Annotated in this window: 23 protein-coding genes; 12 read left to right on the forward strand and 11 right to left on the reverse strand. The window is 72.1% G+C overall.

The window, feature by feature from the left end:
* Positions 1–37: 37 nt before the first annotated feature.
* Positions 38–1,345, reverse strand: a complete 1,308-nt coding sequence (locus FHX31_RS00445; RefSeq protein ID WP_184974525.1) for an extracellular solute-binding protein — start codon at positions 1,343–1,345, stop codon at positions 38–40.
* A 176-nt stretch (positions 1,346–1,521) separates the two neighbouring features.
* Positions 1,522–2,277, reverse strand: a complete 756-nt coding sequence (locus FHX31_RS00450) for a maleylpyruvate isomerase family mycothiol-dependent enzyme (protein WP_013475131.1) — start codon at positions 2,275–2,277, stop codon at positions 1,522–1,524.
* A gap of 70 nt (positions 2,278–2,347) precedes the next feature.
* On the opposite strand from FHX31_RS00450, the gene FHX31_RS00455 reads away from it, so the two are divergent.
* Both FHX31_RS00455 and FHX31_RS00460 read left to right on the forward strand, forming a co-directional pair.
* Positions 2,348–3,439: a UDP-N-acetylmuramate dehydrogenase gene (locus FHX31_RS00455; RefSeq protein ID WP_184974529.1), complete on the forward strand. Its 1,092-nt coding sequence runs from the start codon at positions 2,348–2,350 to the stop codon at positions 3,437–3,439.
* A gap of 434 nt (positions 3,440–3,873) precedes the next feature.
* On the forward strand, positions 3,874–4,953 hold the full coding sequence (locus FHX31_RS00460; RefSeq protein WP_184974532.1) for an IS110 family RNA-guided transposase: 1,080 nt from the start codon (positions 3,874–3,876) through the stop codon (positions 4,951–4,953).
* 130 nt (positions 4,954–5,083) lie between these two features.
* Here FHX31_RS00460 and FHX31_RS00465 read toward each other — a convergent pair whose 3' ends face one another.
* Together FHX31_RS00465 and FHX31_RS00470 are read right to left on the reverse strand one after the other, a co-directional pair.
* Positions 5,084–5,866 carry a class I SAM-dependent methyltransferase gene (locus tag FHX31_RS00465; protein ID WP_184974537.1) on the reverse strand — a complete coding sequence of 261 codons (783 nt, stop codon included), beginning with the start codon at positions 5,864–5,866 and terminating at the stop codon, positions 5,084–5,086.
* On the reverse strand, positions 5,866–6,630 hold the full coding sequence (locus FHX31_RS00470; protein WP_013288784.1) for an SDR family NAD(P)-dependent oxidoreductase: 765 nt from the start codon (positions 6,628–6,630) through the stop codon (positions 5,866–5,868). The genes FHX31_RS00465 and FHX31_RS00470 overlap by 1 nt, the downstream gene beginning before the upstream one ends.
* 171 nt (positions 6,631–6,801) lie before the next feature.
* Between FHX31_RS00470 and mshA the strand changes: the two genes are divergently transcribed.
* From mshA to FHX31_RS00485, 3 genes are all read left to right on the forward strand, one after another.
* Positions 6,802–8,163: a D-inositol-3-phosphate glycosyltransferase gene (mshA, locus tag FHX31_RS00475; RefSeq protein WP_013288783.1), complete on the forward strand. Its 1,362-nt coding sequence runs from the start codon at positions 6,802–6,804 to the stop codon at positions 8,161–8,163.
* A 45-nt stretch (positions 8,164–8,208) separates the two neighbouring features.
* A complete protein-coding gene (locus FHX31_RS00480) occupies positions 8,209–8,742 on the forward strand; it encodes a type III secretion system chaperone family protein (RefSeq protein ID WP_091330720.1) in 534 nt (177 codons plus the stop codon).
* 188 nt (positions 8,743–8,930) lie between these two features.
* Positions 8,931–9,896 carry a hypothetical protein gene (locus FHX31_RS00485; protein WP_486481643.1) on the forward strand — a complete coding sequence of 322 codons (966 nt, stop codon included), beginning with the start codon at positions 8,931–8,933 and terminating at the stop codon, positions 9,894–9,896.
* Between the two features lie 390 nt (positions 9,897–10,286).
* Here the strand turns inward: FHX31_RS00485 and FHX31_RS00490 are convergent, their stop codons facing one another.
* Together FHX31_RS00490 and FHX31_RS00495 are read right to left on the reverse strand one after the other, a co-directional pair.
* Positions 10,287–11,537, reverse strand: a complete 1,251-nt coding sequence (locus tag FHX31_RS00490) for an MFS transporter (protein WP_013288780.1) — start codon at positions 11,535–11,537, stop codon at positions 10,287–10,289.
* Between the two features lie 80 nt (positions 11,538–11,617).
* The gene (locus FHX31_RS00495) at positions 11,618–12,943 is read right to left on the reverse strand and encodes an MDR family MFS transporter (RefSeq protein ID WP_184974543.1); all 1,326 of its coding nucleotides are present in this window, start codon (positions 12,941–12,943) and stop codon (positions 11,618–11,620) included.
* Between the two features lie 151 nt (positions 12,944–13,094).
* Here FHX31_RS00495 and FHX31_RS00500 point away from each other — a divergent pair, with 151 nt between their 5' ends.
* Positions 13,095–13,862, forward strand: coding sequence for a phosphoglyceromutase (locus tag FHX31_RS00500; RefSeq protein WP_184974545.1), 768 nt, complete (start codon positions 13,095–13,097; stop codon positions 13,860–13,862).
* Between the two features lie 98 nt (positions 13,863–13,960).
* Here FHX31_RS00500 and phoU read toward each other — a convergent pair whose 3' ends face one another.
* Entirely contained in the window at positions 13,961–14,605 is a 645-nt protein-coding gene (gene phoU, locus FHX31_RS00505; RefSeq protein WP_013288777.1) for a phosphate signaling complex protein PhoU, read from the reverse strand.
* A 201-nt stretch (positions 14,606–14,806) separates the two neighbouring features.
* On the opposite strand from phoU, the gene FHX31_RS00510 reads away from it, so the two are divergent.
* The 3 genes from FHX31_RS00510 (at position 14,807) to FHX31_RS00520 (ending at position 18,414) form a co-directional block, all read left to right on the forward strand.
* The gene (locus tag FHX31_RS00510; protein WP_244879688.1) at positions 14,807–16,099 is read left to right on the forward strand and encodes a sensor histidine kinase; all 1,293 of its coding nucleotides are present in this window, start codon (positions 14,807–14,809) and stop codon (positions 16,097–16,099) included.
* A 21-nt stretch (positions 16,100–16,120) separates the two neighbouring features.
* On the forward strand, positions 16,121–16,804 hold the full coding sequence (locus FHX31_RS00515) for a response regulator transcription factor (RefSeq protein ID WP_030272198.1): 684 nt from the start codon (positions 16,121–16,123) through the stop codon (positions 16,802–16,804).
* Between the two features lie 1,037 nt (positions 16,805–17,841).
* Positions 17,842–18,414, forward strand: coding sequence for a hypothetical protein (locus tag FHX31_RS00520; RefSeq protein ID WP_151014403.1), 573 nt, complete (start codon positions 17,842–17,844; stop codon positions 18,412–18,414).
* A gap of 57 nt (positions 18,415–18,471) precedes the next feature.
* Here the strand turns inward: FHX31_RS00520 and FHX31_RS00525 are convergent, their stop codons facing one another.
* Positions 18,472–19,278, reverse strand: coding sequence for a DUF3109 family protein (locus tag FHX31_RS00525; RefSeq protein WP_184974548.1), 807 nt, complete (start codon positions 19,276–19,278; stop codon positions 18,472–18,474).
* Between the two features lie 74 nt (positions 19,279–19,352).
* Between FHX31_RS00525 and FHX31_RS00530 the strand changes: the two genes are divergently transcribed.
* Both FHX31_RS00530 and FHX31_RS00535 read left to right on the forward strand, forming a co-directional pair.
* Positions 19,353–20,297: a Ppx/GppA phosphatase family protein gene (locus FHX31_RS00530; RefSeq protein ID WP_013475139.1), complete on the forward strand. Its 945-nt coding sequence runs from the start codon at positions 19,353–19,355 to the stop codon at positions 20,295–20,297.
* Between the two features lie 75 nt (positions 20,298–20,372).
* On the forward strand, positions 20,373–21,179 hold the full coding sequence (locus tag FHX31_RS00535) for a sugar phosphate isomerase/epimerase family protein (protein ID WP_013288771.1): 807 nt from the start codon (positions 20,373–20,375) through the stop codon (positions 21,177–21,179).
* 57 nt (positions 21,180–21,236) lie between these two features.
* Here FHX31_RS00535 and FHX31_RS00540 read toward each other — a convergent pair whose 3' ends face one another.
* From FHX31_RS00540 to FHX31_RS00550, 3 genes are read right to left on the reverse strand one after another with little or no spacing between them, the layout of a single operon-like run.
* Positions 21,237–21,803, reverse strand: a complete 567-nt coding sequence (locus tag FHX31_RS00540; protein ID WP_013288770.1) for a CGNR zinc finger domain-containing protein — start codon at positions 21,801–21,803, stop codon at positions 21,237–21,239.
* Between the two features lie 19 nt (positions 21,804–21,822).
* Complete coding sequence (locus tag FHX31_RS00545; protein ID WP_013288769.1) at positions 21,823–22,989, reverse strand: glutathionylspermidine synthase family protein; 1,167 nt, start codon at positions 22,987–22,989, stop codon at positions 21,823–21,825.
* Position 22,990: 1 nt separating this feature from the next.
* Entirely contained in the window at positions 22,991–23,266 is a 276-nt protein-coding gene (locus FHX31_RS00550) for a hypothetical protein (RefSeq protein ID WP_225319763.1), read from the reverse strand.
* A gap of 117 nt (positions 23,267–23,383) precedes the next feature.
* Between FHX31_RS00550 and FHX31_RS00555 the strand changes: the two genes are divergently transcribed.
* Positions 23,384–24,304 carry a proline dehydrogenase family protein gene (locus FHX31_RS00555; protein WP_013288767.1) on the forward strand — a complete coding sequence of 307 codons (921 nt, stop codon included), beginning with the start codon at positions 23,384–23,386 and terminating at the stop codon, positions 24,302–24,304.

The following is a 24,304-nucleotide window of genomic DNA, read 5'->3' on the forward strand; positions in this document are numbered from 1 at the left end:
CCCGTGGCCGGGTGGCCGCCCGCACGCGCTGCTCGGGTTACTTGGCGGCGGCCTTCTCGGCGTTGGCGACCGCGTCGGTCCAGCCCTGCTCCGGGGAGCGCTTGCCCAGCTCCACGCTGCGGACGGCGTTCTCGACCTCGGTGCGTACGGCCTGGTTCTTCGGTCCCATGTAGACCGGCTTCAGGCTCTTGGCGCCCTCGGCGAAGATCTTCCCGACCGGTGCCTCGGAGAAGTAGGCGTTCTTCGATTCGATGATCGCCGGATCCTCCAGCGCCTGCGGGGACGAGGGCAGCGGGCCCTTCGCCTTGAACGCGCCGATCTGACCCTTGGCGCTGGTCAGGAACTTGGCCAGTTCGATCGCCTCGGCCTGGTGCTTGCTCTGCTTCGGCACGGCGAGGAACGAGCCGCCCCAGTTGCCGCCGTTGCCGGGGATCTGGGCGATGTCCCACTTGCCCTTGGCGGCGGCGCCGGCGTTGCCCTCGATCACGCCGGTCATCCAGGCCGGGCAGGCGATGGTGGCGAACTTCGACTGCTTGAACGCCGACACCCACTCCTCGGACCAGGAGCCGTACTTGCCGGACAGCCCCGAGTCGATGATGTCCATCGTGGTGTCGTACGCCTGCTTCACCGCCGGGTTGCTGCCCACGACGAGGTTGTTGCCGGTGTCGTAGTAGCTGTAGCCGCTGCTGTTGCCGGCGGTCTGGAGCAGGATCGTGTTGAACGTGTTCGTCGCGGCGTCCAGGAACGAGGCGCCCGTCTTCTTCGCGGTGAACTGCTCGCCGACCTTGATGTAGTCCTGCCAGGTGGGCCAGAGCTTGGACACCGCGTCGCGGTCGGTGGGCAGGCCGGCCTTGGCGAACAGGTCCTTGCGGTAGCACATCGCCATGCCGCCGACGTCGGTGCCGAGGCCGATGAGCTGCTTGCCGTCGGCGGTGAGCCCCTGGTTCCACTTCCAGTCGAGGAAGTTGCCCTTCAGGTCGGCCGCGCCGTGGTCGAGCAGGTTGACGAAGTTCTGCGGGTTGGCCTTGTACTCGACGAGCAGGCCCTCCTCGATGGCCACCACGTCACCGGCGCCCTTGCCCGCGGCGAGCCACTGGGTGAGCTTCGGGGAGTACTCGTCGAGGTTGCCGCCGGTGCCCCGCTCGACGATCTTCACGTCGGGGTGGCTGGCCATGTACTCCTGGTAGAGGTCGGCGTAACCGAACTGGCCGAAGACGTCGACGGTGAGTGTTATCGGCCCGTCGGCGGCGGCATCGTCGCCGCCGCCGCAGGCGGTGGTGCCGAGCAGTGCGGTGGCGGCCACCAGGGCCACCGCCGCCAGGCGGCGGCGCGTGAAGGTGAGCATGCTGTCCTGACCTCTCGGGTCGTCGAAACGGGTGGTGGAAGGCGGTTCCGGAACTTAGAGAGCGCTCTCACGACAGCGTGGTGGAGGGTCGTGGACCTTGTCAAGAGAGCGCTCTCAGAGGTGTCCGAAAAGAAGGAGAGGGGCGACTGTCGCCCCTCTCCGTCCGGTGCCCGTCGTCAGCCGACCCGTAGGCCGCCCAGCAGGGAACGGTCGCCCGCCACGTCCAGCGCGTCGAAGCTGATCCGGCCCATCAGCGCCAGCAGCAGATCGCTCGCCGTGCCGGCCACCTGCGCCCGCGCGCGGTGGTCGTCGTGGTCGAGGATCGTCGCGGTGTCCAGCAGCGCGACCCCCTCACCCCGCAACCGCAGGTACCACTCCTGCGCGGCATCGGTCGCGTTCAGCTGCACCACGCCGCGCCACTGCCCGGCATGCATCCGCCGTCCCGCCGGCAGCCAGGTGTCCAGCACCTCGCTCACCCCGTCGGCCGCGAGCTTCGCCTCGATCGGATCACCCGCACCGATCGCGAGCTGGGCGTCCCAGCGGTGCACAGCCGTCTCGTGCGCCAGCCGGCGTGGCCAGAAGACCGCCTTCTTCGGCTGGGGCGCGAAGTTCCAGGCCGGCGCCTCCGGGTCCGTCGCCTCCAGCAGCGCGCTGATCCGCTCGTACTCCTGCGTGAACCACTGCGCCGCGGTCAGGCCCGCCGGCGGCTCCGGGTCGTGCCGCTCCGGGCGGGTCGCGATGCCCGCGGTCAGCACGGTGCCCGCCCAGGCGTACGCGCGGGTCAGGTGATGAGCGAGATCGGTGACGGTCCAGCCGGGACAGGACAGCACGGGTGTCTCGGGCGGCGCCTCAGCCACCGCCGCGGCGAAGGCGGGGCCCTCCGTGCGCAGCGCGCCGATCCAGAAGTCCTTCGTGTGGTGCAGTCTGCTCATCGCCATCCTCCCGGGGGTGACCGGGCCACCAGTGGGTGCTCCGGCTACCCCTCAGCCTAGGGTGAAAGGCGTGTCAGACGTCTACGCCGAACCGGCGACTGCCGGTGACCCGACCGATCCGGCCACCCTGGCGCGCTACACCACGCTCCGGCTCGGTGGCCCCGCCGGGCGGCTGGAGATCGCCGGCGACGCCGCCCAGATCGTACTGAAGGTGCAGGAAGCGGAAGCCCGGGAGCAGGCCGTGCTGGTGCTGGCGGGCGGTAGCAACGTCGTGATCGGCGACCAGGGCTTCCCCGGCACCGTCGTGCTCGTCCGCTCCCGGGGGTTCCGGACCGTCGCCGAGGACGGCGACACCGTCACGGTACGTGTCGAAGCCGGCGAGCCGTGGGACGACCTCGTCGCCGCCACCGTCGAGCGCGGCTGGTCCGGGCTGGAGTGCCTCTCCGGCATCCCCGGGTCGGCCGGCGCGACCCCGATCCAGAACGTCGGCGCGTACGGCCAGGAGGTCGCCGAGACGATCGTCGCAGTCGAGGCGTACGACCGGACGGAGCGCCGGGTGGTCCGGATCCCGGCGGCCGACTGCGGGTTCGTCTACCGGGGCAGCATCTTCAAGTACAGCGACCGCTGGGTGGTGCTCACCGTCGACTTCCGGCTCACCCGGTCCCCGCTGTCCGGCCCGGTCCGCTACGCCGAACTGGCCCGGGCGCTCGGCGTCGAGGTGGGCGACCGGGTGCCGCTCGCCGACGCCCGCGCCACCGTACGGAGACTGCGCGCCGGCAAGGGCATGGTGCTGGACGCGGCCGACCCGGACACCTGGTCGGTGGGCTCGTTCTTCACCAACCCGGTGCTGCCGGGCGAGGTGTTCGAGCAGGTACGGGAACGCGCTGCCGACCTGGGGGAGCCGCCGAACTGGCCGGGCGCCGACGGGGCGGTGAAGGTCAGCGCGGCGTGGCTGATCGACAAGGCCGGGTTCGGCAAGGGGTACGCGGGCCCGGAGGGCGTCGCCATCTCCAGCAAGCACACGCTGGCGCTCACGAACCGTTCCGGCACCGCCAGTACGGCCGCGCTGGTGGCGCTGGCCCGCGAGATCCGCGACGGCGTCCAGTCCCGCTTCGGCGTGACCCTCCACCCCGAGCCAGTCCTCATCAACTGCACCATCTGACCCCGCCTTCGCCCCTGCCCCGCCCCGCGCGCGTCCCACCCCGCGCCCCCGGCCCTCCGCCCCGCCCGCCTCACCCCCGCGATCTTGCACTCCCGGCCCTCGAGTCAGGCGTTTTGACCCGTTTTGCCTGGGCGGCAAGTGCAAGACGCTTCTATGTCTGTGGTGATCGGTTCGGCTGATTGCCGTTAGGGTTCGGCGTTGGTGATCACTTGGGTGGCTCTTCGTTGATCCGGCCGCCTGTGGTGTGGGTGTGCCTTGTGCAAGACCTGTCCCCGGGTGATCGTCGGCGCCGGCCCGGCCCACCCTGCTGGCCTGATCAGAAGCCTGCCCGTGCGAGCACACGTGGCCCATCACAGATTTGCCGCCGAGGTGATGTCTTCCCGAGCCGACGCCGACTGTCCCGGTCGTCGCTGGCAAAGGAGCAACAATCCGAGATGAGAAGGATCGTAGAACGGGTCGCGGATCGCTATGACGTGGTGGTGGGGGTCGATACTCACACCGATACGCATACCGCCGCCGTGGTGGACCGACTCGGTGGGGTGTTGGCGCAGGTCACGGTGTCCACTGACCCGGACGGGTTGAGCCGGTTGTTGGCCTTCGCCGTCGCGCACACCCCACCGCAGGGGCGCCGGTTGTGGGCGGTGGAGGGCACCCGGTCACACGGGCAAGGGCTGTGCCGGCTGCTGACCGCTGCTGACGAACCCGTCTGCGAGGCACCCAAGCCCCCCGCTGCGGCCCGTCGTCGGGGCGGCAAGTCCGACCAGCTGGACGCGGTCGCCGCCGCCCATACGGTGCTGGCGCTGCCCGCTGAGCGCATCGCCGTGCCCCGCAGCGACGGCCCACGCGAGGCCCTGCGTCTGCTGCTGATCTGCCGCCGGCACCACACCGATGCCCGCACCGCCGCGGTCAACCTGGTCAAAGCGTTGATCCTGACCGCTGACGACACTCTGCGCGAGGCGCTACGCGGGCTGTCCACCACCATCCAGATCGCCCGCCTGGCCGCCCTCGAACTGCCCGAAACCACCGCCCTGCCCTGCGAGGAACACACCCGCCGCCGCGAACTGGTCACCCTCGCCCGGCACATCCACATCCTCGACGCCACACTGGCCGACAACCACCAGCGCCTACGAGCCCTCGTCACCGAACTGTGCCCGCCCCTGCTCGACCAACCCGGAGTCGGACCCGTCACCGCCGCGATCGCCCTCACCGCCTGGTCCCACCCCGGCCGCGTCCGCTCAGAAGCCGCCTACGCCACCCTCGCCGGCGCCGCCCCCATCCCCGTGGCCAGCGGCCGCACCGACCGACACCGCCTCAACCGCGGCGGCGACAGAACCCTCAACAGCGCCCTGCACACCATCGCCCTGACCCGCCGACGCATCCACCCCGAAACACGCGACTACATCACCCGACGCCACGCCGAAGGCCGCACCACCAGAGAAATCCCCCGCTGCCTCAAGCGCTACATCGCCCGACAGCTCTACCGCACCATCACCACCCACCACCAAACCCCTTGACAACCCCACTCACAGATCAACGCGCCGGGAGGGGTTCGGCGGGGCTCGCCGAGGGCGGGGCTTCGCGGAAGGGCGGCTAGCTGCCAGCGGCCAGGGGGCGCGGCGGGCGATGAGCGCGGGTGCGGTGCGGTCAGCGGGGGGCTACGGCGGGCCAGGGAAGCGTCAGGTAGCCGTGGCGCCACGTGCGGGGGTTGCCCTGGACCGGCCAGCCTGACTCCTTCACCGCCTCGACCGTCCGCAGCCATCGTTGCCGAGGGCCGAACGGGGCGTAGCCGGCGGCCGAGCGCCACGCCTGTTCCAGCGCCTCGATCAGGTCGTGGACGCGTTCACCCGGAACGTTGCGGTGGATCAGCGCCTTCGGCAGCCGTTCGGCGAGCGTGGCAGGGCTCTCCAGCGTGGTCAGCTTCGCCGACAGCGTGAGCGTGCGCGGGCCGGTGGCGTCGAGCAGCACCCAGGAGCCGAGCCGCCCCAGCTCGTCGCAGGTGCCCTCGACCAGCAGCCCGCCCGGCGCGAGCCGCCCGGTGACGGTACGCCAGGCGTCGGCCACCTCGCTCTCGTCGTACTGGCGGAGCACGTTGAACGCCCGCACCAGCGCGGGACGCAGTCCGGCCAGCTCGAAGCCGCCCCTGGCGAACGTCAGCCCGGGTGGGTCGGCGGCGGGGCGGGCGGCGGCGACGCGTACCGGATCGATCTCCAGGCCGACCACCCGCACGTCGGCGCGGACGCCGGCCGCGAGACGGGCCCGCAGTTCGACGGGTGTGACCGGGGTGGCGCCGTAGCCCAGGTCCACCACGAGCGGGTCGGCGGCGGCTCGCAGCGCGTCGCCGCAGGTCTCGACGATCCAGTTGTCCACCCGCCGGAGCCGGTTGGGGTTCGTCGTGCCCCGGGTGGCCACGCCGAGCGGACGCTCCATTAGGACGTCCGGTGCACCTTGTGCTGCGCGGCCTGGGCCAGCGGGCGGACCACGAGCTGGTCGATGTTGACGTGGTGCGGGCGGGTCGCGCACCAGGCGACGCAGTCGGCCACGTCGTCCGCAACGAGCGGTTCGGCGACTCCGGCGTAGACCGCCTCGGCCCGGTCGGTGTCACCGCCGAAGCGCACCAGGCCGAACTCCTCGGTCTTCACCATGCCGGGGTCGATCTCGATCACCCGGACCGGGCGGCCGCACAGTTCGAGCCGGAGCGTGCCGGCGATGGCGGTCTGGGCGTGCTTGGCGGCCGTGTAGCCGCCGCCGCCCTCGTAGACCACGTGCCCGGCGGTGGAGCTGACGATCACGATCGTGCCGGCGCCGGAGCGCTCCAGCGCCGGGAGCAGCGCCTTCGTGACGCGTAGCGTGCCGAGCACGTTGACGTCGTACATCCATTGCCAGTCGCCCACGTCGGCCGTCTCGACCGGGTCCAGGCCGCGGGCGCCGCCGGCGTTGTTCACCAGCAGCGTGACCGGCCCGGGTGCGGCCTCGGCGGCGGCGGCCAGGCCGGCCACCGACTCGTCCGAGGTCACGTCGCAGGCCACCGCTGTCGCCGCGCCGCCGGCCGCCTCGATCTCCGCCACGAGCGCGGCCAGCCGGTCGGTACGCCGGGCGGCGGCCAGCACGTGGAATCCCTCGGCGGCGAGCCGGCGGGCGGTGGCCGCGCCGATCCCGCTGGACGCCCCGGTGACGATGGCGACTGAAGTCATCCGGTCATTGTCTCCCGTCGCCGGGCCGGGCGGCGGGATGAGGTCCGTCACGCCCGGGACCCGGCGGAAAGCATTTCCGTACCCCGATGGGGAAGATGACATCCGGCACACGGGTTGACCGAGAAGCGCCGGTCGTGCGGGACGGCATCAACCGTGACAGAGGGAGCGGACGTGGCGGATTTGCACACCGGTGTCGGTCGTCAGCGAGGTGCCCTTCCGTGGCCACGGCCCCGCCGTATCGCCACCCTGTCGGTGCACACGTCGCCGCTGCACCAGCCCGGCACGGGTGACGCGGGCGGCATGAACGTCTACATCCTGGAGGTTGCCCGGCGGCTGGCCGAGGCCGACGTCGAGGTGGAGATCTTCACCCGTGCCACCGCCGGTGACCTGCCCCCGGTGGTCGAGGTGGCGCCCGGCGTGTCCGTCCGGCACGTCACCGCCGGACCGCTGGAAGGGCTGACCAAGGAGGAACTGCCGGGTCAGCTCTGCGCCTTCACCGCCGGGGTGCTGCGTGCCGAGGCGGCCCGCCCGCCGGGCCACTACGACCTGATCCACTCGCACTACTGGCTCTCCGGTCAGGTCGGGTGGCTGGCCAAGGAGCGCTGGGGCGTACCGCTGGTGCACACCGCGCACACGCTCGCCAAGGTCAAGAACGCCCGCCTCGCCGTCGGAGACCGTCCCGAGCCGAAGGCCCGGGTGATCGGCGAGGAGCAGGTGGTCACCGAGGCGGACCGGCTGGTCGCCAACACCCGGGTCGAGGCTCGCGACCTGCTCGACCGGTACGCGGCCGAGCCGGACCGGGTGGCGGTCGTGGAGCCCGGCGTCGACCTGGACCGGTTCCGTCCCGCCGCGGGCGACCGGGACGCCGCGACCCGGGCCGCTCGCCGCCGGCTCGGCCTGCCGACCGACGGGTACGTGGTCGCGTTCGTCGGCCGGATCCAGCCGCTGAAGGCGCCGGACGTGCTGGTCCGCGCCGCCGCCGCGCTGCGCGAACGGGATCCGGCGCTGGCCGGCGAGCTGACCGTGGTGATCTGCGGCGGTCCGAGCGGCACCGGCCTGGACCGGCCCACCGCGCTGATCGAACTCGCGCACGCGCTCGGCATCGCCGACCGGGTGCGTTTCCTCCCGCCGCAGACCGGCGCCGACCTGCCCGCCCTCTACCGGGCCGCGGACCTGGTCGCGGTGCCGTCGCACAACGAGTCGTTCGGGCTGGTCGCGCTGGAGGCCCAGGCGTGCGGCACGCCGGTGCTGGCCGCCGCCGTGGGCGGCCTGGTGACCGCGGTACGCGACGGCGTCAGCGGCATGCTCATCGACGGGCACGACCCGGTCGACTGGGCCCGCGCGCTGGCCCGGCTGCTGCCCGATCCGGTACGCCGTGCCGCGCTGGGCCGCGGCGCCGAGCGGCACGCCCGGGACTTCTCCTGGCACCGCACCGCCTCCGGCCTGCTCGCGGTCTACGGGGAGGCGATCACCGAGCACCGGGCCCGGCTGGCGCGGCGGTGCGGCGACCCGGCCCTGCTGTGCTCCTGGTGATCCGCCACCCGGCGGCCCCGGTACGCCGGTCGTAGAGTGGGTGCGATGAGCCGCAGGAGTGAGGTCGCCGCGCTGATCGAGTCCGTCTGCGCGGAGCGTGAGCTGGAGTGGGAGTCCACCGGCGAGGCGTCGTACGCGGTGACGCTGCCCGGCACGCACAAGCTCAAGACGATCTGCAACCTGATCGTGGGTGAGCACGCGCTGCGGGTCGAGGCGTTCGTGATGCGGCAGCCCGACGAGCGCCGCGAGGAGCTGTGGGCCTGGCTGCTCCAGCGCAACGCCCGCATGTACGGCGTCTCGTTCTCCATCGACGCGGTCGGCGACGTCTACCTGACCGGGCGGGTCAACCTGGCCGGGATCGACGCCGACGAGCTGGACCGGCTGCTCGGTTCCGTGCTGACGTACGCCGACGAGTCGTTCGACAGCATGCTGGAGATCGGCTTCGGCACCGCCATCCGCCGGGAGTGGGAGTGGCGGGTCAAGCGCGGTGAGTCGACAGCCAACCTGGCCGCGTTCGCGCACCTCTTCGAGCCCTCCGCCACTGCCGGATCGTCCGCCGGAGGTTCGGAGCCCTCCTGACGGGTATGCCGCCCCGCGCGGTGGGGAGCACTGGGACCCACCGCGGGCCGAGGACGGACTGTCGAGGAGCGTGTCCCATGGCTCAGCGCAACAGCTCAGGTCGCGGCACGACTGCGACCCGGACCAAGCGGCAAACCGGCAATCAGACGCCGAACACCCCGAGGGTGTCGGAGTCGGCGATCTCCCGGATGAAGGTCGACGACCTCCGCAGCCAGCTCAAACGGCGCGGGGTCTCGGGGATCTCCGCGCTGCGGAAGCCGGAACTGGTGAAGACCCTGGCGCGGACCATGCGCGGGGAGGGCGGCGCCGCCCGGCGGAGCACCGGCCCGGCCGGCCGGCCGTCGGCGACCCGCAAGAGCACCGCCGCCAAGAAGACCACGGCGGCGAAGCGGACCACGTCGGCCCGCCGCAGCACCACGTCGCCGGCGAAGGCCGCGCCGGCCGCACGCGCCACCGGCGCCAGGGCCAAGGCGACGGGTACGCGCAAGGCGGCGCCCACCCGAGCGAAGGCGACCTCGTCCCGAGCGAAGGCGACCTCGTCCCGCGCGAAGACGGCCTCGTCCCGCGCGAAGGCGACGCCGGCTCGGGCCAAGGCCGCCCCGGCTCGCGCGAAGGCCGCCCCGGCTCGCGCGAAGGCCGCCCCGGCTCGCGCGAAGGCCGCCCCGGCTCGCGCGAAGGCGGCTCCGGCTCGGGCGAAGGCCGCTCCTTCGCGCGCCAAGGCGGCCCCGTCGCGGGCCAAGGCGGCGCCGGCTCGGAAGACGTCGTCCGCCCGGGCGCAGGCGGCGCCGACCCGTGGGCCGGCGTCCAGCCGGTCGATCGGATCGTCGCAGCTCATCACGTCCCTCGCGGACCGGCCGGAGCGTCCGGGCCGGAGCCTGGTCACCCGCAACCACGAGGTGATCCAGCGCTGGGCGAGGGCGCGGGGTGCGAAGCCCGCCACCATCGCGGGTACCGAGCGCGAGGGCCGGCCCGGGGTGCTGACGTTCAACATCCCCGGGTACCGGGAGAGCAGCCGGATCCGCGAGATCACCTGGGACGACTGGTTCCGCACGTTCGACCTGCGGCGGCTGAACCTGATCTACCAGGAGCAGATGCGGGACGGCCGGCAGAGCAACTTCTTCCGGACCGAGAACCCGAATCGCGAGGACGGCTGAGGTTTGCGGGAATGGCCGACGGGAACCCGGTGTTTGCCATTCCAGGGACGACAACACGGACAGCCGGGTTTCCGACACGGGCGCTGTGACGGGCAAGACAGCGATCTGGGTTGAATCCGGAATCCGGGCGAACTAACTTTATTGCACCGCGTCACGCTTGTTTACGTTCGGGGGAGCGGTGGATCGATCAGATCCGCGCAGGCGAGACGCGAAGATCGGGTGGAGCACGCCGTTGGGGGACGGTGCCACCCGTGGAACCGGCGGCGCGAGCGGGCGACGCTTACGGGGGTGAGTGTCGCCCGCCGCCGCCGGGCGTACGGTACGAGCGCCCATCTCGACGGGGGTCGAGGTGGGCGCTCTGCCGTTGTCTCCCCGAGCCCTCAGCAGCCCTCAGCGAACGGATTCGACCGGTTTCGCCGCCGCTGCCCGCAGCGCGGCGACCCGCCGTTCCCGGCGCGGTCCGGCGAGCAGGTGCCCGGCGGCGGCGAGCAGGCCGAGCGCGCCCACCACCAGCCAGTGCCGCTCGCCCAGGTGTTCCAGGCTGAGCCCGCCGAGCGCCGGCGCCACGAACGACGCGGCCGGGAACGTCAGGTAGAACACCGACTGGTAACGGGCGCGCAGATCGGGTGGCGCGAGGTCCGCGTTGATCTGCGCGTTCGGCGGCGCGGCGAGCATCTGCCCGACCGTCCAGACCACCGCCGCGCCGAGGTAGAGCGGCAGCCCGTCGGCCACTGTGAGCGCGCCGAACCCGAGCGCCATCAGGCCGGTGGAGACGGCCAGCACGCTCGACTTCCGGTACGGCTCGATGAGCCGGGGCACGAACAGCTGCCCGGCCACGATGAGCGCCCCGCCGAGCGCCACCACCAGCCCGTACGCCGACGGGCGCAGGCCGTCCTCGCGCATCGCCAGCGGCATGATCGTGGAGGTCTGCATGGTCAGCACGGCCAGCAGGAACGTCAGCCCGACGAACACCAGGAACGTGCGGTCGGTCAGCGCGGTGTGCAGCCCGGGACGGCGTCCCACCACCGCCCGTGGTGTGAGCGCCGGCCGCCGGGTGAGCGTCTCCGGCACCTTCAGCGCGATCACCACCGCCGCGGCCAGCGTGGCTCCGGCGTCGACCAGGAACAGCGCGGTGAAGCTCGCCTCGGCGAGGATGCCGGCCAGCAGCGAGGCCACCGCCATGCCCAGGTTGAACGCCCAGAACTGCAGGTTGAACGCGCGGGAGCGGCGCGCCTCGGGTACCACGTCCACGATGGCGGCCACGAACGCCGGGCTGGGCATCGAGTGCGCCACTCCGACCAGCGTGGCGAGTGCGGCGATCACCGCCAGGTGCGTGCTGAACGCCAGCGCCGCCATCAGCCCGGCGGCGGCGAGGTGGGCAGCGAGCAGCGTGGCCCGCCGTCCCCACCGGTCGGCCAGTACGCCGCCGAGCAGCGTCCCGGCCGCGCCGCCGATCCCGTACGCGCCGACCACCAGCCCGGCCAGCGACGGCGGGGCGCCCCGCGCGGCGGTCAGGTAGAGCGACAGGAACAGCAGCGCGAACGCGCCCGCCCGGTTGATCAGCAGACCGGACCAGAGGTACCAGAACGTGGCCGGTAGTCCGCCGGCCGTGTCGTCCCACCAGCGCCGCAGGCCGCGCACCCGTCCTCCAGGAAGGTTTCCTTACCGATTCCTTCCCGTACCGTATCCACCCGCCTCGGGGCGGCTGCGTCGGGGCGTACTCAGGAACCGGCCCGGACCGGCGCGGCGGGTGCGGTCGCCGCGGCCTCGCCCGCCTCGGGCGCCGGGGAGGCGGTGACGGTGACCGGCGTGACCGGCGTGCCCACGGCGCGCAGCGCGACCGCGCGGCGCTCCCGGGCCGGGCCGGAGATCAGGTGGGCGACCGCCGCCACGACGCCGATGCCCGCGCAGCCGAGCCAGAGCGTGCTGTTGCCGGCGTTCTCCCGGACCAGGCCGCCGAGAATCGGCGCGGCGGCGCCGGCGAGCTGCCAGGACAGCGAGAAGACGCCCTGGTAGCGGCCGCGCAGCGCGGCCGGGGACAGCTCCGCGATCAGGGTGGCGTTGGACGGCGAGTTGAGCATCTCGCCGACGGTCCAGATCAGCACGGTCAGGCCGTAGAGCCAGACCGTGTCGGCGAACGCGGTGAGCCCGAACCCGGCGCCCATCACCAGCGCCGCGAGGGCCAGCACGTGCGAGCGGCTGCGGCCCTTGATGAGCCGGGGTACGAACAGCTGGCCGACCACGATGAGCACGCCGTTCAGTGCGATCACCGAGCCGTACGTGGCCGGGCTGAGCCCGGAGTCGCCCATCGCGATCGGCAGCATCGAGATGTGCTGGAGGAACACCAGCGCGGCGAGCAGGTTGAGCGCGACGAAGCCGAGGAACACCCGGTCGGCGAGGATGGTGCGGAGTGCCCCCGCCGGCGCCGGCATCCCCTTGACCGGGAGAGCGGTGACCGGGCCGCGGGTCTCGCCGACCTTGGCGAAGATGATGAGCGCGGTCACCAGTGTGGTGGTCGCGTTCACCAGGAACAACAGCAGGTAGCTGCCCTGGGCGGCGAAGCCGGCGAGCACGGCGGCGCAGGCGAAGCCGAGGTTGATGGCCCAGTAGTTCAGCGAGAAGGCCCGCAGCCGGTCCTTGTCCGGCACGACGTCGACCATCATGGCGCCGAAGGCGGGGCGGGCCGCCTCGGCGAATGCGCCGAGCAGCAATGCGCCCACGGCGACCGCCCAGAGCGGGCGGGCGAAGCCGAGCGCGACCATCATGCCCGCCGCGCCGACGTGCGCGGTGAGCAGCGTGGGCCGCCGTCCCCAGCGGTCGGTCAGGGTGCCGCCGATGGTGGTGCCGACCGCGCCGCCGGCGCCCCAGAGGCCGATCACCAGTCCGGCCTGGGAAGCGGAGAAGCCGCGTTCCTGGGTCAGGTAGATGGCCAGGAAGATCAGGACGAACGAGCCGAGCCGGTTGATCAGCGTGCCGGCCCAGAGGTACCAGAACGTCCGTGGCAGGCCACCGGCTGTGTCCTGGAACCAGCCCCGTACCGTCCGCATCCCGACGCCCCCCGCTTGGTAATGACCGACCTCTTTGAGACGCCTTACAACCTAGTGCCGGGCCGGAGCCGTGGTCATCAGGTTTTCCACGTGGTGGTCGTCACCACAGGTCGCCGCGTGTCCGCCCGCGCCGTACGGCAGGATGATCGGCATGACTGCGAGCGAGGGGCCCACCGTCGGGACGCTGGTCCTGCTGCGGCACGGCGAGAGCGACTGGAACGCGAAGAACCTCTTCACCGGCTGGGTCGACGTCGACCTGACCACCAAGGGGGAGAGCGAGGCGCGGCGCGGCGGCGAGCTGCTGCGCGAGCACGACCTGCTGCCGGACGTGGTGCACACGAGCCTGATGCGCCGAGCCATCCGCACCGCCGAGCTGGCGCTGAACGCCGCCGACCGGCACTGGATCGCGGTACGCCGGTCGTGGCGGCTCAACGAACGCCACTACGGCGCCCTGCAGGGCAAGGACAAGAAGCAGACCCTCGACGAGTACGGCGAGGAGCAGTTCATGCTCTGGCGCCGCTCGTACGACACGCCGCCGCCGCCGATCGACGACGCGGACGAGTGGTCGCAGGTCGGCGACCCCCGGTACGCGCTGCTGCCGACCGAGCTGATGCCGCGCACCGAGTGCCTGAAGGACGTCGTCGACCGGATGCTGCCCTACTGGTACGACTCGATCGTGCCGGACATCCTGGCCGGCCGGACGGTGCTGGTGGCCGCGCACGGCAACTCGCTGCGCGCCCTGGTCAAGCACCTCGACCAGATCTCCGATGACGCGATCGCCAAGCTGAACATCCCCACCGGCATCCCGCTGCGCTACGACCTGGACGCCGACCTGCGCCCGCAGGTGCTCGGCGGGACGTACCTGGACCCGGACGCGGCGAAGGCTGCCGCCGCCGCGGTCGCCAACCAGGGCCGCTGAGCCTGGGTGTAAGGAAGGGCCCCTTTTTAACGTCTGCGGTAGAGGAAGGGCCCCTTGTTAACCCTCAGCGTTAATAAGGGGCCCTTCCTTGCACAGGGTCAGGCGGACGTGGAACCGGTGATCAGGTAGACCACGTGCTCGCCCGCGTTCACCGCGTGGTCGGCGAAACGCTCGTAGAAGCGACCCAGCAGCGTCGCGTCGATCGCCGTCTCCACCCCGTACGGCCAGTCGTCGCCGAGCAGCACGCCGAACAGGCTCTTGTGCAGGTCGTCCATCGCGTCGTCGTCGCTGTCCAGTTCGGCGGCCACGTCGGCGTCCGGCTTGGCCAGCACCGAGCCGATCTTCTCGGCCATCCGGTCGGCGATTCCGGCCATGTCGGTGAAGACCGGCCGCAACTCGGCCGGCACCGCCGGGGAGGGGTGGCGGCGCAGCGCCGTCTTCGCCACGTGGTCGGCCAGGTCGCCCATCCGTTCCAGATCGGCTGCCACGTGCAACGCGGTGATCATCGCCCGCAGGTCGGAGGCGACCGGCGCCTGCCGGGCCAGCAGGTCACAGACCCGCTCCTCCACGTGCCGGTAGAGGTCGTCGATCTCGGCGTCCCGCGCGATCACCGTCTCGGCGGCTGTCCGGTCGGCGGTGAGCAGCGCCTTGGTGGCCTGCCGCATGGCCGCGCGTACCGCCTCGGCCATGTCCACCAGCAACTGGCTGACAATCTGCAGGTCGGCCCGGAACTCGTCGCGCATCGTCACTTCCTGGGGTCGGTGGCCGCCACCCCCATGGGGTACGGCAGGAGCAGGTGCGCGCCCCACGCTAGGCCGAACGGTCGGCACCAGGGTGAACGCGGATGAACGACGCGGGGCCCACGGGTGAACTTTGCCGAAAGCGAGGGTGGTTCGTCCCTTTGTGCCCGATACCCGGGTTAACAATGACCCTACGATCGCCGGGTGGAATGGGCGGTGGCCGTCGTGGTGGCCGGAGCACTGGTGACCGGACTGGTCGCCGGGGCGCTGCTGTCCGGACCCGTTGACGAATGGCGGCGCCGCCGGGCGTCGCGGGGCGGCGGGCTCCTCCGTCGTGACGCAGGGAGGACGACCATTCCGGACGACCAGCAGGGGGGCCTATCCGGGCTCGGCCGCAAGACGATCGACTCGCTGCGCGCAGGCGTGGTGGTGCTCGGCCCGGACGACGTGCCGGTGCTGGTGAACCCCGCCGCCCGGGCGATGGGACTGCTCCGTACCGGGGCGACGCCGGGGTCGATCGCGGCGCACCCGTTGATCCGTACCCTCGCCGGGCAGGTCCGCCGCACGGGCGTGCGGCGCGAGATAGAGCTGGACCTGCCCCGGGGCCGCGACAGCGGCGGGGACAACCCGCTCGGCGTGCACCTGCGGGCGATGGGACTGGGCTCCGGCTACATCTCGATCGAGGCGGTCGACGTCACCGAGTCGCACCGTCTCGCGCGGGTACGCCGGGACTTCGTCGCGAACGTCAGCCACGAGCTGAAGACGCCGATCGGTGCGCTGCAACTGCTCGCCGAGGCGCTCGTCGACGCCACCGAACCGGCCGCCGACGGCGCGCCCGACCTGTCCGAGGACCTGGTCGCCGCGCGGCGGTTCGCCGAGCGGATCCAGCACGAGTCGACCCGGCTCGGCCGCCTCGTGCAGGAGCTGCTGGAACTGACCCGCCTCCAGGGCGCCGAACCGCAGCCCGCGCCCGAGCCGGTCTCGGTGGACTGGGTGCTCGCCGAGGTCGTCGACCGGACCCGCACCGCGGCCACCGCGCGCCGGGTGGAGATCGCCGTGGGTGGGCAGCGGGGCCTGACCGTGTACGGGAGTGACAGCCAACTCGCCACCGCTGTGGCGAACCTGGTGGAGAACGCGATCAACTACTCCGGCGAGGACACCACGGTCCGGGTGACAGTCACCGGCACCGAGGAGCACGTCGAGATCGCCGTGGCCGACCAGGGCATCGGAATCGCCCCGAACGAGGTCGACCGGATCTTCGAGCGCTTCTACCGGGCCGACCAGGCCCGCTCCCGGTCCACCGGTGGCACCGGCCTGGGCCTGGCCATCGTCAAACACATCGCCAGCAACCATGGCGGCCGGGTGGACGTGTCGAGCACCCTTGGTGGGGGGTCGACGTTCACTCTCCGGCTGCCCGCACGCCCCCCGGACGACCTGGAGGCGACACTCGCCTCCGCTGGGATCGAGGCCGGCCCGGCCGAGCTCCGGCAGGTCTGACCACAGGAAAGGAAACACCCGTTGAGCCGCGTACTGGTGGTCGAGGACGAGGAGTCGTTCTCCGACGCCCTGTCCTACATGCTCCGCAAGGAGGGGTTCGAGGTCTCCGTCGCCGCGACGGGCCCCGCCGCCCTCACCGAGTTCGACCGGACCGGCGCCGACATCGTGCTGCTCGACCTGATGCTGCCGGAGATGTCCGGTACCGAGGTCTGCCGGCAGCTCCGCCAGCGCTCGCACGTGCCGATCATCATGGTCACCGCGCGGGACAGCGAGATCGACAAGGTGGTCGGCCTGGAGATCGGCGCCGACGACTACGTGACCAAGCCGTACTCGCCGCGCGAACTGGTCGCCCGCATCCGGGCGGTGCTGCGCCGGCAGAGCGCCGAGTCGAACGAGACGGGCGCGCCGACGCTCGCCGCCGGCCCGGTCCGGATGGACATCGAACGGCACGTGGTGACGGTCGGCGGCGCCGGGGTGCAGCTCCCGCTCAAGGAGTTCGAGCTGCTGGAGCTGCTGCTGCGCAACGCCGGGCGGGTGCTCACCCGGGGTCAGTTGATCGACCGGGTCTGGGGTGCCGACTACGTGGGCGACACCAAGACGCTGGACGTGCACGTGAAGCGGCTGCGCTCCAAGATCGAGCCGGAGCCGTCCGCCCCGCGCTACATCGTCACGGTCCGGGGCCTGGGCTACAAGTTCGAGCCCTGATCCCCCCTCTCCCCGGCCGCCCTATCCCGCCACCTGTCGCCGATCTTGGAGTTGTGGCGCCACGACATGCCCGCTTTGGCGCGCTTCGCGAGGCACCACAACTCCAAGATCGCCGGGTCGGCGCGGGACAGTGGCCAGCTCCCGCCGATCCCCGGGCAGGACCCGCCCAAGCCCCCCGGGGCCCCACCCGCCGATCTTGCACTTAGGTACCCGGCAAACCGCGTGAATGGGACACCTGAAGGGCTCGAACTGCAAGATCGCGCAGGCGAGCCGCGCGGCGCTTCACTCCCGCCCCCGAGCCGGCCTCGGGGACGCGTCGATCATGAACTTGGCGGCGGTCGGTGTCCGTTTTGTCGCCGCTAACCTCATGATCGACGGTGGGGTCGAGCGCGTGAACCTCGTGTCGCGGTCGGGCGGCAGGGGGGCGGCTGCCGTGCGGGGTGCCCCCACCGGGCGATCATCGCGCTGGGCTCGGCGCCTGATCCCGACTCCCGGTGGAGTGGTGCTGGGGGTGCTGGGGGTGCAGGTGGTGCTGGTGGGAGGGTCCGGGGGGTGCGGCGAGGTGCGGGGCGCGGGAGTGTCGTGCCGGTTTGGGCGGGGGTGTTCGGTTCGGGGGTGGTGGGTGGCACTCTGGGGGTGGAATCGCTGGCGGGTGGGTGGCGTTGTATCCGGGTGAACGACCGAGCAAGGCTCGCCCCGCGAGCGGGGTGGTATCTGCAAGGCCTCGGAGTCACCCCGGGCCGCTGGTCGTTGAGTACGGTTCCGGCGACGTGAGCCGCGGGGAATCATCCTGGCCGGCTGGTCGTTGAACACGGTTCCGACGACGTGAACCCCCGCGCCTGCTCTCCGGAGGCGTGTGGTGCCCCCGGGAATGGTGGCGGGTGGCGGGTCGTTGAACATGCTTCCGGCGCCGCGACGAGGCACCCCCGACCCTCGCGAGCAGCCGATCCCCCCAGTCTTTTGAGCGCCTGACGGTGCTCGCACCCGCGCCGGCCCCCCTGTCGGTGTGGGCGTCGATCCCCCGAATGGAGCCCTCCATGAACACGATCCTGGCTAAGAGCATTCTGGGTGTTGCTGGTCTGGCTTTCACCGGTGGCGTGTTCGCCGGTCCGGTGGCTGCGCACGCGGCGGACACCACCCACACCAAGCCGGTCAGTGTGAGTGTGCAGGGTGACAAGCTGATCCCGCACGGTGTGCAGGGTGAGCAGTCGCGCATCGACCTCAACGACGAGCAGACCGCCAACGTCAAGGCCATCATCGCCGCCACCAAGAAGGCCGGCATGGACGAGCGTGCCGCCGTCGTGTCCATCGCCACGGCGTTGCAGGAGTCGAAGCTGGAGAACCTCGGCCACCTCGGTGACCGTAACGACCACGACTCGCAGGGCCTGTTCCAGCAGCGCCCGTCCAGCGGTTGGGGCACGGTCGAGCAGATCACCGACCCCGAGTACTCCACGACGGCGTTCCTGAAGGGTCTGAAGCAGGTCGACGGCTGGCAGGACATGCCCCTGACCAAGGCCGCCCAGACCGTCCAGGTGTCGGCCTACCCCGACCACTACGCCCAGTGGGAGCAGCAGGCCGCCGACCTCGTCGCCCAGCACTGGAACAGCTAAGACGAACAAGTAAGAAACAGCGAAGGCCGGCACCCCGAACCAACGGGGTGCCGGCCTTCACTCGCTTGCGGGGTGCGGGGCGATCTGACCCTGGCGCTGCCGGGCGGCGCAGAGTTCGGCCAGCTTCGCGTACGCGGGCGCACCGATCAGCGCGGTCAGCTCCGGCCCGTACGAGACGTACATCGGCTCGGCGCCGACGTGCGCGTCGGTGGAGGACGTGCACCACCAGTCGAGGTCGTGCCCGCCGGCGCCCCAGCCGCGCCTGTCGAACTCGGCCAGCGTGGAGATCAGCACCTTGGTGTTGTCCGGCCGATTGTGCCACTCCTGGTCGCGGCGTACCGGCAACTGCCAGCAGACGTCCGGCTTGTACTCCAGCGGGTGCACGCCGTCGCGCAGCGCCTGGGCGTGCAGTGCGCAGCCGCCCCCACCGGGGAAGTCGGCGTCGTTGAGGAACACGCACGGGGCGTCCACGTCGCGGGTGGCGGTACGCCGGGCCGGCGTCTTGCCGTCGACGGTGTCGTTCTCGGTCCAGTTCTTGAAGCCGCGCCGGAAGTGCTGCCACGTCTCCGGCGTCAGCCGCTTCACCGCTGCCCGGACCCGCTTCTCGTCGTCGGAGTCGGTGAAGAACGCGCCGTGCGAGCAGCACCCGTCGGCGGCGCGTCCGGCGATGATGCCGTGGCAGCCCTGACCGAAGATGCACGTCCAGCGGGACAGCAACCAGGTCAGGTCGGCGCGGACGACGTGCTTCGCGTCGGCCGGGTCGACGAACTCGATCCACTCCCGGGGGAAGTCCAGCCCGACCTCGCGGCTGCGCGGGTCCTCGGGGTCGTCCACCAGCACGTGAAGCTCGATCTGCCCTGTCACTCGGACCAGCGTACGCGCGGTGACCCCGCCCGGCCGCCGAGCCGACGAAACGTGTTGGCCCTAGGGTCTTCCCCATGCGACTGGGTGTCCTCGACGTCGGTTCCAACACGGTGCACCTGCTGGTGGTCGACGCCCACCACGGCGCGCATCCCTGGCCGGCGCACTCGGAGAAGGTGGTGCTGCGGCTGGCCGAGCAGATCGGGCCGGACGGCGCGCTCACCGACGGCGGCGCGGACGGCCTGGTCAAGGCGGTCGGCATGGCCCGGGCGGCGGCTGACGGGCTGGGCGCCGAGGATCTGCTGGCGTTCGCGACGAGCGCGGTCCGCGACGCCACGAACGCCGCCGACGTGCTGGCGCGCGTCCGCGACGAGACGGGCGTACGCCTGGAGGTGCTCTCCGGCGCGGACGAGGCGCGGATGACGTTCCTGGCGGTGCGGCGGTGGTTCGGCTGGTCCGCGGGGCGGCTGCTGGCGATGGACATCGGCGGCGGCTCGCTGGAGCTGGCCGCCGGCATCGACGAGCACCCGGACGTGGCGATCTCGCTGCCGCTCGGCGCGGGGCGGCTCAGCCGGGAGCGGCTCGCCGTCGATCCGGCCGGCACGGCGCCGCCGTCGGCCGAGGCCGTGGAGGAACTGCGGGCGTACGTGAACGCGCAGCTCGACCCGGTGGTGGAGCAGTTGACAGCGGTGGGCTGGGAGCGTCCGGTGGCCACCTCGAAGACGTTCCGCACGCTGGCCCGGCTGGCCGGCGCCGCGCCTTCGGGTGCGGGTCTGTGGGCGCGCCGCAGCCTGACCCGTACCGGCCTGCGGCAGGTGCTGGGGTTCATCAGGCACATCCCGCCGGCCCAGTTGCCCGAGCTGGAGGGGGTGAGCGCGCAGCGGGCCCACCAGCTCCTCGCGGGCGCGGTGGTGGCGGAGGCGGTGATGCGGCGCCTCGACGTGGACTGCGTGGACATCTGCCCGTGGGCGCTGCGGGAGGGCGTCATCCTTCGCCGGCTGGATCAGCTCGCGCCGATGTGACAGTACGAGCGCTCTGGGATGCTTTGCGGTTGCTCGTCCCGATGCTCGCTGGCGGTTGGAGCTACCCTCGGAGGTGTGACTTACCGCGTTCCGGTGCTCCTGTCCACGTCCTCGGTCTTTCCCGAACGGACCGCGGCGGCGTTCCAGCTCGCCGCCGAGCTCGGCTACGACGGCATCGAGGTGATGGTCTGGACCGACCCGGTCAGCCAGGACGCGGGCGCGCTGCGCGGCCTCGCCGAGCACTACGGCGTCCCGGTGCTGTCGGTCCACGCCCCGTGCCTGCTCGTCACCCAGCGGGTGTGGAGCCCCGACCCGTGGGAGCGGCTGCGCAAGGCCGCCGAGCTGGCCGAGACGCTGGAGGCGCCCACTGTCGTGGTGCATCCGCCGTTCACCTGGCAGCGTGACTACGCGCGCACCTTCGCCGACGGGCTCGACACGATCGCCGGGCAGTTCGGCGGCCTGCACTTCGGGGTGGAGAACATGTATCCGGTGCGGATGGCCGGGCGGCAGTTCGTCCCGTACGCGCCGGGCTGGGATCCGACCGAGATCGGGTACGCCTCGTACACGCTGGATCTGTCGCACTGCGCGGCCTCGCACACCGACGCGATGGCGATGGCCGACCGGATGGGTTCCGGGCTGGCGCACGTGCACCTCGGCGACGGCACCGGCGAGGGGCGCGACGAGCACCTGGTGCCCGGTCGCGGCGGTCAGCCCTGCGCGGAGATGCTCCGCTCGCTGGCCGGGCGGGGGTTCACCGGCTCGGTGGCGGTGGAGGTGACCACCCGGGGCGCGAAGAGCCGCGCGGTCCGCGAGGCGGACCTGCGGGAGTCGCTGGAGTTCGCCCGGGCCAACCTGACCGCGCCGTCGCCGGTCGACGTCTGACCGGCACGCGCCGCCCCGGCCGCCGTTCGAGCAAGGGCGGCCGGAGCGCTGCGGAGGTCAGCTCACCGGGGACAGCGGCTGCGCCGGGACGGCCTGCTCGCCGACCGCGGCCCGCTTGCGGGCCCGATGCGCTGCCACGTGGGAGCGGGTGGCGCAGCGCTCGGAGCAGAACCGCCGGCAGCAGTTGGACGAGGTGTCCAGGTAGACGTTGCCGCAGCGGTCGTCGGCGCAGACCCCGAAGCGGGCGCTGCCGTACTCGCACAGCCACACCGACAGGCCCCAGACCGCGCCGGCCAGGTATTCGGAGGAGACCGACGCGCCCCGGCTGGTCACGTGCATGTGCCAGTCGGAGGAGTCGTGCCCGGAGATGCGCGGCTGCACCGGGAACGCCTCCAGCATCGCGTTCAGTTCGGAGACCGCGTCGGCGTCCCGGCCCGAGGTGCCGTACTCGAAGACGTCCCGGAGGCGCTTCTGCGCCCGCCGGAAGATCGCCAGGTCCCGTTCCGCGACCTCGTCGCGCATCCAGCCCTGCTCGTCCGAGAAGACGGCCCGCAGGCCGTCCAGGTCGTCCAGCCGGGCGTTGACGAGCTCGACCCCGGTCCGGGCGTACGCGTCGAAGTTCACGACACCAACGGTAGACGACTCAGAGCACACGCGGTGCGTCGATGTAGTGGGGCAGGAACCGCGCGTAACCGTCAGTGATGAGGCTCTCGCTCTCACGGACCCCGGCACCGGCCGACTCGCCGTCCACGATCCAGCTCCCGAGCACCGTCCGGTTGCCCTCGAACTCGGGCAACGCGCGGAACTCCTGGAAGCAGAAGCCCTCGTCGCCGTAGATCCCCGGGTTGGTGATCTCCGTGTCGCCGGTCACGATGCGTACCGAGCCGCCCTCGCGGCCGAGCAGCGGCTTGGCCACGTACTCGGTCATGCCGCGCGGCGAGTCCAGGTACGCGGGCAGCAGGTAGTCGTGCCCCGGGTACATCTCCCAGAGCACCGCCAGCAGCGCCTTGTTCGACAGCAGCAGCTTCCAGGCCGGCTCGATCCAGGTGGTGGGCGTGCCCGGGTCGAGCGCCGGCCGCCCGTACGGCTCGGCCAGCATCCACTCCCAGGGGTAGAGCTTGAAGCAGGTGGTGATCGGCCGGTCGTCGGCGTCGACGAAACGCCGCCCGTCCCAGCCGACCCGCTGGATCGGCATGAGCGTCACGTCCAGCCCGGCCTGGCGGGCCGTCTCGGCCAGGTAGCCGGCGGTGATCTGGTCCTCGCCCGACTCCTCCTCGGAGGACCAGAGCACGTGTGCCCTCGGCTCGTGCAGCCCGGCGCCGATCTTGGCCCACGCGCCGACCAGCCGTTCGTGCAGGCTGTTCCACTGGTCCGCGTCCGGGCGGGTGTGCTCCAGCCAGTACCACTGCACGATGCTCGCCTCGACCAGCGCGGTCGGGGTGTCGGCGTTGTACTCCAGCATCTTCGGCGGCCCGCTGCCGTCGTACCAGAGGTCGAACCGGCCGTAGAGCGTCGGCGGGGACTCCCGCAGCGAGCGGGCGACCGCCTCGGCGGCCCACTCGGGGATGCCGAACTCGGCGTACCGGCGGCGGGCCACCACGTGCTCGGCGGCGGCCACCGACATCCGGTGCAGTTCCTCCGTGGCCTCCTCCAGCCGGAGCACCTCGTCCAGCGTGAAGGAGTACGCCGCAGTCTCGTCCCAGTACGACATGATCTCGCCGTCGGGCAGCTCGGTGTCCACGTACACCAGGCCCTGGGCCCGGATGGTCTCGTCCCAGCCGGGGCGCGGCGTGCTCGCCTCGCGGCGCACGTCAGCCGCCGCAGGAGGCGAGGTGGGTGCCGAAGCCGCCGCGCTCGGGCAGCGCGGCGGTCGGGGCGGGTTCGCCGCGCGCGGCGGTGGCCGGCGCGGGCACGAGCAGGGCGACCGCGACGGTGTCGCCACCTCCGCCGGCCGGCCCGAGCGCGCAGTCGTCATCGTCGTCGTCGTAACCGTTGTTGCAGCCGGAGAGCGCGAGGGCCAGCGCGGTCAGCGCGCCGAGCTGCACGGAGGCCGAGCGGAGCCGGCGCCGGGGGTGTCGTCGATCCACGTGAACGTTGTAGCCGATCCCCGCCAGCCGGGGGTGCCCGGGCCGGTCGGAGGGCGGGAGGGAACGGGCCTCGGACGCACCCGGCGAGGGCCCGGTGGTGAGCGTTACGCTCGGCTCATGCTCCGTTCCGTCATCCTCGCCGCCTCCCGGTCTACCCAGGTGGAGCGGCTCGTCGCGACGGCCCCGTTCACCCGGGACGTCGTCCGCCGGTTCGTCGCCGGCGCCGCCACCGACGACGCGCTGCGCGCAACCCGCGAGCTGGTCGCCGACGGCCAAGCGGTCACCCTCGACTACCTGGGCGAGGACACCACCACCCCGGAACAGGCGAACGCCACCCGGGACGAGTACCTCACGCTGCTGAGCCGCCTCGCCGCCGCCGGGCTCACCCCGGCCGCCGAGGTCAGCGTGAAGCTGTCCGCGCTGGGCCAGATGTTCGACGAGCAGCTCGCGTACGACAACGCGCGGGCGATCTGCGCGGCGGCCGACGCGGCGGGCACCACTGTCACGCTCGACATGGAGGACCACACCACCACCGACTCGACGCTGGACATCCTGGCGAAGCTCCGCAAGGACCACCCGGGTACGGGCGCGGTGCTCCAGGCGTACCTGCGGCGGACCGAGTCGGACTGCCGGGAGCTGGCCTCGGCCGGGTCGCGGGTGCGGCTGTGCAAGGGCGCGTACAAGGAGCCGGAGTCGGTGGCGTACCAGTCTGCCCGCGAGGTGGACAAGTCGTACGTGCGCTGCATGAACGTGCTGATGTCCGGCGACGGCTACCCGATGCTGGCCACGCACGACCCGCGCCTGATCGCGATCGGCGAGGACCGGGCGCGCTGGTTCGACCGCGACCCGGGCCGGTTCGAGTTCCAGATGCTCTACGGCATCCGCCCGGAGGAGCAGCAGCGCCTGGTCGGCGAGGGCTACACGGTGCGGACGTACGTCCCCTACGGCGACCAGTGGTACGGCTACCTGATGCGCCGGCTCGCGGAGCGCCCGGCCAACCTGGCGTTCTTCGGCCGCGCGGTGCTGTCGAAGAAGTGA

The sequence above is a fragment of the Micromonospora sp. CNZ286 genome (genome assembly GCF_014207755.1).

What these genes read in the sequence shown, in the direction of transcription:
- FHX31_RS00530 (WP_013475139.1), top strand. Translation starts at nt 19,353, where the DNA reads ATGCGACTGGGTGTCCTCGACGTCGGTTCCAACACGGTGCACCTGCTG.
- FHX31_RS00485 (WP_486481643.1), top strand. Translation starts at nt 8,931, where the DNA reads ATGAAGGTCGACGACCTCCGCAGCCAGCTCAAACGGCGCGGGGTCTCG.
- FHX31_RS00450 (WP_013475131.1), bottom strand. Translation starts at nt 2,277, where the DNA reads ATGAGCAGACTGCACCACACGAAGGACTTCTGGATCGGCGCGCTGCGC.
- phoU (WP_013288777.1), bottom strand. Translation starts at nt 14,605, where the DNA reads ATGCGCGACGAGTTCCGGGCCGACCTGCAGATTGTCAGCCAGTTGCTG.
- FHX31_RS00480 (WP_091330720.1), top strand. Translation starts at nt 8,209, where the DNA reads ATGAGCCGCAGGAGTGAGGTCGCCGCGCTGATCGAGTCCGTCTGCGCG.
- FHX31_RS00470 (WP_013288784.1), bottom strand. Translation starts at nt 6,630, where the DNA reads ATGACTTCAGTCGCCATCGTCACCGGGGCGTCCAGCGGGATCGGCGCG.
- FHX31_RS00555 (WP_013288767.1), top strand. Translation starts at nt 23,384, where the DNA reads ATGCTCCGTTCCGTCATCCTCGCCGCCTCCCGGTCTACCCAGGTGGAG.
- FHX31_RS00520 (WP_151014403.1), top strand. Translation starts at nt 17,842, where the DNA reads ATGAACACGATCCTGGCTAAGAGCATTCTGGGTGTTGCTGGTCTGGCT.
- FHX31_RS00500 (WP_184974545.1), top strand. Translation starts at nt 13,095, where the DNA reads ATGACTGCGAGCGAGGGGCCCACCGTCGGGACGCTGGTCCTGCTGCGG.
- FHX31_RS00460 (WP_184974532.1), top strand. Translation starts at nt 3,874, where the DNA reads ATGAGAAGGATCGTAGAACGGGTCGCGGATCGCTATGACGTGGTGGTG.
- FHX31_RS00465 (WP_184974537.1), bottom strand. Translation starts at nt 5,866, where the DNA reads ATGGAGCGTCCGCTCGGCGTGGCCACCCGGGGCACGACGAACCCCAAC.
- FHX31_RS00445 (WP_184974525.1), bottom strand. Translation starts at nt 1,345, where the DNA reads ATGCTCACCTTCACGCGCCGCCGCCTGGCGGCGGTGGCCCTGGTGGCC.
- FHX31_RS00495 (WP_184974543.1), bottom strand. Translation starts at nt 12,943, where the DNA reads ATGCGGACGGTACGGGGCTGGTTCCAGGACACAGCCGGTGGCCTGCCA.